The 6700-nt window shown below is 66.5% G+C and carries 9 protein-coding genes; 3 read left to right on the forward strand and 6 right to left on the reverse strand.

Annotation, left to right across the window (positions count from 1 at the left end):
* From ACYP5B_RS19770 to ACYP5B_RS19780, 3 genes are all read left to right on the forward strand, one after another.
* Nucleotides 1-1051 (forward strand): aminotransferase class V-fold PLP-dependent enzyme (locus tag ACYP5B_RS19770; RefSeq protein ID WP_459570853.1); only part of this gene is annotated, 1051 nt, incomplete at its 5' end.
* Between the two features lie 80 nt (nucleotides 1052-1131).
* A complete protein-coding gene (locus ACYP5B_RS19775) occupies nucleotides 1132-1920 on the forward strand; it encodes a prolipoprotein diacylglyceryl transferase family protein (RefSeq protein ID WP_459570854.1) in 789 nt (262 codons plus the stop codon).
* 37 nt (nucleotides 1921-1957) lie between these two features.
* Complete coding sequence (locus ACYP5B_RS19780; protein ID WP_400092287.1) at nucleotides 1958-2089, forward strand: hypothetical protein; 132 nt, start codon at nucleotides 1958-1960, stop codon at nucleotides 2087-2089.
* A gap of 17 nt (nucleotides 2090-2106) precedes the next feature.
* Here the strand turns inward: ACYP5B_RS19780 and ACYP5B_RS19785 are convergent, their stop codons facing one another.
* The 6 genes from ACYP5B_RS19785 to ACYP5B_RS19810 form a co-directional block, all read right to left on the reverse strand.
* Complete coding sequence (locus ACYP5B_RS19785; RefSeq protein ID WP_459570856.1) at nucleotides 2107-3156, reverse strand: purine-nucleoside phosphorylase; 1050 nt, start codon at nucleotides 3154-3156, stop codon at nucleotides 2107-2109.
* A gap of 106 nt (nucleotides 3157-3262) precedes the next feature.
* The gene (locus tag ACYP5B_RS19790; protein WP_459570858.1) at nucleotides 3263-4555 is read right to left on the reverse strand and encodes an RNA polymerase sigma factor; all 1293 of its coding nucleotides are present in this window, start codon (nucleotides 4553-4555) and stop codon (nucleotides 3263-3265) included.
* An 11-nt stretch (nucleotides 4556-4566) separates the two neighbouring features.
* Nucleotides 4567-4974, reverse strand: a complete 408-nt coding sequence (locus tag ACYP5B_RS19795; protein ID WP_318237555.1) for a VOC family protein — start codon at nucleotides 4972-4974, stop codon at nucleotides 4567-4569.
* Nucleotides 4975-5032: 58 nt separating this feature from the next.
* Nucleotides 5033-5569 carry an SRPBCC family protein gene (locus ACYP5B_RS19800; RefSeq protein ID WP_459570859.1) on the reverse strand — a complete coding sequence of 179 codons (537 nt, stop codon included), beginning with the start codon at nucleotides 5567-5569 and terminating at the stop codon, nucleotides 5033-5035.
* 51 nt (nucleotides 5570-5620) lie between these two features.
* Complete coding sequence (locus ACYP5B_RS19805; protein ID WP_400092299.1) at nucleotides 5621-6034, reverse strand: YciI family protein; 414 nt, start codon at nucleotides 6032-6034, stop codon at nucleotides 5621-5623.
* A gap of 189 nt (nucleotides 6035-6223) precedes the next feature.
* On the reverse strand, nucleotides 6224-6577 hold the full coding sequence (locus tag ACYP5B_RS19810) for a YciI family protein (RefSeq protein ID WP_400092302.1): 354 nt from the start codon (nucleotides 6575-6577) through the stop codon (nucleotides 6224-6226).
* Nucleotides 6578-6700: the final 123 nt, after the last annotated feature.

Consider the following 6700-nt stretch of genomic DNA (forward strand, 5'->3'; position numbering starts at 1 on the left):
CGAGGCCACGCTGGGGCCGATGGAAGCCGGCGTCGCGGCGCGCGAACAAACGGAACGCGCGCGCACCCTCGCCGCGCAGCTGCTGAACGCTCAACCGGCGGAGATCGCACTGACCACGGGCAATTCGCCCGGCTGGGGCGCCGCGTTCGCGGCCCTGGGGGCGTGGCAGCCCGGCGAGCGTATCCTGGTCGGGCGCCACGAATGGGGCGGTAACCTGGCCGCCATGCGCCTGACGGCCCAGCGCGCGGGCGCCTCGATCGAGACCATTGCGTCCGACAGCAGCGGCGCCGTGGACCCCGAAGCGCTGGAGGGCATGATCGACCACCGCGTGCGCCTGATTGCACTGACCTGGCTGCCGGCCAACGGCGGCCTCATCAATCCGGCAGCGGCCATCGGGCAAGTGGCGCGGCGCCACGGCATTCCGTACTTCATCGACGCGGCGCAGGCGGTGGGGCAATTGCCGATCGATGTCGCCCAGCTGGGCTGCGACGTGCTCAGCGGCGCAGGACGCAAGGCACTGCGCGGCCCAAGGGGCACAGGCCTGCTGTACGTGCGGCAGGACTTCCTGCCCCGGCTCACGCCAGCATTCGTCGACACGTACTCCGCGCCCCTGGACGCGGATGGCGAGCCGGTGTTGCGGGCCGGCGCGGCCCGCTTCGAATCGGCGGAAGCGGCGATGGCGCTGCGCTGCGGGCTGGCCAACGCCCTACAGGAAGCCCTGGAGATCGGCCTCGACAACATCCGTGCTCGGATCGACAGCACCGCGCAGGCGCTGCGCGCTCAGCTGGCCGAGATACCTGGCGTGACCGTACTGGACCAGGGCCGCGAGCGTTCCGGGCTGGTGGCGTTCAACGTGGCCGGCCAGGACGCCGTGGCGGTGCAGCGCAGGCTGGCGGCGCAGGGCGTGGTGATCGGCAGCAATGGCGTTCCCTATACGCCGCTGGACATGAACGCGCGCGGGCTCAGCCAGGTTGCCCGCGCTTCGGTCAGCTACCTGACCACAGAGGCGGAGATCGGGAGATTGCTGGACGCTTTGCGGGCTTTGGCGTGAACCGTGACGAATTGTGACGGATAGCAAAACCAAAAAGCGTGCAGACTAGCGGGCATTCCCACCAAGACCCTCAAGGATGTATGCAGATTGGACCCTTTGCCCTCCCGGTTGCCCCCCTCATCCTGATCGTCAGCATCGCCGTGGCCGTGATGGTCGGGCGCGCCATCGGCAAGGATCGGGCGAGCATCGAGCGCGTGATTCTTGCCATCGTGCTGGTGAGCCTGGTAGTAGCGCGGCTGGTGTTTGTCATGCATTACCTGCCAGCCTATGGCGCCGACTGGCTGACGATCCTGGATATCCGGGACCAGGGCTTTGACCTCCTCGCGGGCGCCACAGCGGGTGGCTGCGTGCTTGCCTGGTATCTGTTGCGCCGTCGTGCGATGCGCAAGGCGCTGCTGGCCGCGGCAGCAGCGAGCGTGGTGGTCTGGAGCGCGGCAACCCTGATGGCGGACGGTTCCGGACCGCCGCCGTCGGTCCCTGTCGTCGCGCTGGTCAACACAGCCGGCCAGCTTCAGCCCCTGGCCATGGCCAACGGCAAACCCACGGTGGTGAACCTGTGGGCCACCTGGTGCCCGCCGTGCCGGGCCGAGATGCCGGTGCTTGCCAAGGCGCAGGCTGACAACCCGCACGTGAACATCGTCTTCGTGAACCAGGGAGAGCCGCGCGATATCGTGCAGCGCTACCTGGACGAAACCGAGGTGCGGATCGGCAACCTCCTGTTTGATCCCAAGCTCGAGGTGGCTAAAGCCACGGGGGTCAAGGGGTACCCGACGACGCTTTTCTATGATGCGCAGGGCCGCCTGCTGTCGACGCATCTCGGCGGATACTCGCGGGCGACGTTCGAGCATGCCCTGAAGCAGTTCCGCTAGGCAGCGCCTGCAGACCAGGTCCTTCAACGTATCGGCCGTGACGCTGTTCGATGCGGTGATCCATGCCGACATCGGCCCGCGCTGGCGCCTGCAACTCAATGCCTCGAACCTGTTCAACAAGGCGTACGTGGCGGGCGAAGCGACGCGTTCCGCCCGCCTGCCCGCTTAGCCGCAACCTCGTGCGGCTCAGTGCGCGGGCACCCCGTTTTTCCAATGCCGCCAGTCCTTGACGATCGCGTTCACCAATGGCGCGCCAGCGCGATACAGATTGTCCAGGGCAGGCACGAAGGCCCCCTGCGCCTGATAGTCCAGGAGGTTGTCAACGCTCGACCCGCCTTCTGGCGGGCGGTCGAAGTCCGATCCTGCGCGCAGTACCGCAACGCGCTGCGTGTCGGCAAGACCTGCCGCCTGCGCGCGCTTGATGACTTCAAAGGTCGCGTTGTCCTCTTGCTGCGTGGTGCAGTAAACGCCCCTGCCGTCGGTCAGCAGCTTGGTCCAGTCCCGCGCGCGTTGTCCCAGCGCGTTTCCGGAGAACCATGTATCGCTTGCGAGGGTGTCGCACTGGATCACGGCAGGCGGCTGGTTGGCGGGCGCGCTCTGGTATTTCGCCCGGTAGGCTTGCGCTTGTTCACTGTCTGCGAGCTTCACGTCACGTGAGAGCGCATAGGCTTTTTGCAGCAGTGCCTCGTTGAGCCGGAATACTTCCGTACGGTAGTCGAGGGGCGGCTTCTCCGTTTCACTCCGGGTGTTGATGCCGAGATAGCCCGACTTCCAGCCGCTGGGGATTTCGCGGGCATCCAGCTCCCACTGGATGCCAAAGTCGACCAGGTAGCGCGCCCATGCCACGGAACCAAGGGTACCCTGTGCCGGGTCGATGCCCGCGATGCCCGATACCAGGAAGTATGTCTTTCTCAGGTCGAATAGCCTTGAATACAGCAGCGCTGCCATGGAGGCGGCGGCGTTGGCATGGCCCATGCCGGTCGTGACCACGCAGACATCATCGCGATTGCAAAGCAGCGCCGGTGCGTCGGGTGACAAGCCGGGAACGGCAATTTTCTGCGTAGGCCCGAGGTGATCGAGCCATGTCCTGGCTTCCGGCGCGAACATCGCGATGACGAGCACCTTGACCGACCGGGGCGAGTATGGGCGTGAGGGCGGCGTGGCATGCGCGCCCGCCAGGGACAGGCATGCCAGGCCGGTGCAGGCAAGCGTGCGAAACATCGTTTTTTTCAACATGGGCTGCCTTGATCCGTCGCGGCGTTGTCTGGATGCATCAGAATCGATAGCCCGCGCCGAGATAGTAGCCCCCGTGGAGCACAGCTATGTGGCAAGCGGCGCGCCCTCAGGGCGGCGGATCCATCCCGCCGCGAACTTCGCGCGCCCGTCCCAGTAAAAATTCGCGCTCGCGGGCGTTGCGCGTCATGCCGGCGGCCCGCTCGAACTCGGCGCGGGCCTCGTCGAAGCGGCCGAGCTTGAGCAGCAGGTCGCCGCGCACGCTGGGCAGCAAATGGTACTTCGCCAGCGAGGACTCGGTGAGGAGCGCATTCACCAGTTCCAGCCCGGCCTCGGGCCCGAAGGCCATGCCGATCGCCACCGCGCGGTTGAGCTCCACCACCGGGGACGGCGCCACCTCCGACAAGGCGTCGTAGATGGCGGCGATCTGCGCCCAGTCCGTATCGGCCGCGGCGGTGGCGCGCGCGTGGCAGGCGGCCAGCGCCGCCTGCAAGGCGTAGGGACCGAGCGCCCCGCCCAGTTCTTCCGCGCGCGCCAGCGCCACCAGCCCGCGCCGGATCAGCAGGTGGTCCCAGCGGCTGCGGTCCTGATCCAGCAACAGCACGGGGCGGCCTTGCGCATCGACCCGCGCATGCGTGCGCGAGGCCTGGATCTCCATCAGCGCCACCAGCCCGTGCACCTCGCTCTCGTCCGGGGCCAGGCCGGCCAGGGTGCGGCCCAGCCGCAGCGCTTCCTCGCAGAGCGCGGGGCGCATCAGGTCATCGCCGGCGGTGGCGGAGTAGCCTTCGTTAAAGATCAGGTAGATCACTTCCAGCACGGAGGCCAGGCGCGGCGCGCGCGCCTGCGGCCCAGGTACCTCGAAGGGCACGCGCGCGGCGCCGAGGGTGCGCTTGGCGCGCACGATGCGCTGGGCAATGGTGGGTTCCGGGGTCAGGAAGGCGCGCGCGATTTCCTCGGTGGTCAGCCCACCCAGCAGGCGCAGCGTCATGGCGACCCGCGCATCGGTGGAGAGCACCGGATGGCAGGCGGTAAAGACCAGCCGCAGCAGGTCGTCGCCGATGTCATCCTCGCGCGCGGCATCCAGCGCATCGACAAAATCCGGCACTACGTGGGCCTCCATCGCTTCGAGATCGTGGCCGATCTGCTCATGCTTGCGGGCGTGCAGCGCTTGCTGGCGCAAGTAGTCGAGCGCACGGTTCTTCGCCGTGGTCATCAGCCAGGCGCCCGGGTTGTCCGGCACGCCGGTCTCGGTCCAGCGCTCCAGCGCGGCAACCAGGGCGTCCTGCGCCAGCTCCTCGGCCAGGCCCACGTCGCGCACCACGCGCGCTACGTGGGCAATGACCTTGGCGGATTCGATCCGCCATACGGCTTCGATCGCCCGGTGCGTCGTTGTCGTCGCCACCACCGCGTGCCTCAGGCTGCGCCGTCGGCGGACGGCTCCATGTACACGAGCTCCCAGATATGGCCGTCGAGATCCTCGAAGCCGTGGGCATACATAAAGCCATGATCCTGCGGCGCGCGCGGGCTCTTGCCGCCGCTGGCAAGCGCCTTGGCGACCAGCGCATCGACTTCGGCGCGGCTCTCGCAGGACAGGGTAATCAGCACTTCGGTGCTGTCCGAGGTGTCGCACAGCTTGCGGTCGGTGAAGCCCTTGAAGAACGCATGCTTGAGCAGCATCGCGTGGATGTTTTCGCCGATGACCATGCAGGCAGCGTTGTCGTCGGTGAACCGCGGGTTGAAGGTGAACCCCAGGCCCTTGAAGAAATCCTGCGAGCGCTGCAGGTCGGCCACGGCGAGGTTCAGGTAGATTTGCTTGTGCATGATTCGTCCTTGGATTCGGTTTCACGCGATTGGGTAAATGCTAGGCGGGTTGCCCCGCTTACCGGGCCGCCGGCGCCTCGGCCAGCACCTTCAAGTTGACCAGCCCGTCCTCGAAATCCTTGCCCACCATCTTGTCCATATTGAATACGAGGTGCACCAGCTTGGCAAAGTACGGCACGCCGCCTTGCATCGACCACGTCACCCTGGTGGCATCGGCTTCGGGCTTGAGCGTGAATTCGGCGGTGTTGTGGGCCTCGAACGGCTTGATGAAATCCAGCCGCATCGTGACCTTGGCGGCTGGCACGGTATCGAGGATCTCCATGCGGCCCACACCCACCTTGTCGCTCTCCCAGGCATAGGCGGCACCCTGCCCGCTGCGCGTGGCGCCGTAGGTGCCCTTCAGGGCCGGGTCCTTCTTTTCATAGGGGTTCCACTGGTTGAAGTTGTGGAGGTCGTTGATGAGCGCGAACACGCGTTCCGGCGGCGCCTTGACGCTGGCGCTGCGCTCCACGCGGAAGGTATCGGGCCGCGTGGCGGCGTCGATCAGCAAGAGGGCAATGGCGGCGAAGACGGCTAGCAGGATGGGCTTGAGCATGATGGCGGGATCCGGCAAGGGTTGGGTTGGGCCCGGGATGGGAGCGTTGGCTCAGTGCTGGCCGACGTTCAGGTCGCGAAAGCGCTCCACCGCGGGGCTCGGCGCGAAGTCTTCCAGCTCGAACAACTGCCGTACCTCGATCTCTCCGTCGGCCATCTCGCCATGCGGCGACGGAAAGCGCCGCGCCCATTCCATCGCTTCCTCGCGGTTGCGCACCTGGATCAGCGTGTAGCCAGCCACCATTTCCTTGGTTTGCGCAAACGGCCCGTCGATGACGCTACGCTGCCCGGCGGCATAGCGGATGCGCCAGCCGGCGGAAGTGGGCTTGAGTCCGGCGGCGTCGAGCAGCACGCCCGCCTTGGCCAGTTGCTCGTGATACGCCGCCATCGCGGCGAAAAGGCTTTCGTCCGGCATCGCGCCGGATTCACTGCCTTGCGTGGCTTTCACCAGGATCATGAATCGCATCGCGTTCTCCTTAGCTTGGGTTGCTGGTAGTCGGTGGTGAGCCATGCCGGTGGCATCTTGCTGGCATCTCGCTGACTCCTACCGCTACGACGAAGCGCGCGTCGCCGGATCGACATCCTGTGCAAAAAAACCGAAAACCAAGGGTAACTACCTAGACGAAGCCACGCGGGACCCGATCCGCGGGCAGCCTTACAGGAAGCATGGCCCGACCTCGCGGACCTCCACGGTGCTCCATGCCGCGGCGGGACACTCGGCGGCGATGGCAATGGCTTCATCCTGCGTGGCGCAGTCGAGCAGGAAATAGCCTCCGATCATTTCCTTGGCTTCGGCAAAGGGGCCGTCGAGCAGGTCGCGGCGGCCGCCGCGCACCTGCACCCGCACGCCCTTGTCTTGCGACGTGAGCGAGTTGACGCCCAGCAGCAGCCCGCGCTCATTCAGGCCTTCGGCAAAGCGCTGCATGCTGGCGTAGGCTTCGCGCCCTTCTTCCGGGGAACGCTCGGCGCGCTGGCCAACGGGCTCGACGATCAGCAGCATGTACGACATAGGGTCTCCAGTTCGTTTCAGTTCGTTTCGATCATTTTTGGCGGTTTGCTTGCCGCCCACATCCTGCACGCCTTGGCCGCCGGCCGCAAGCGGCCGGCGCGCCACATATGGGCGGGGAAATTT

Source organism: Cupriavidus sp. 8B (genome assembly GCF_054589115.1).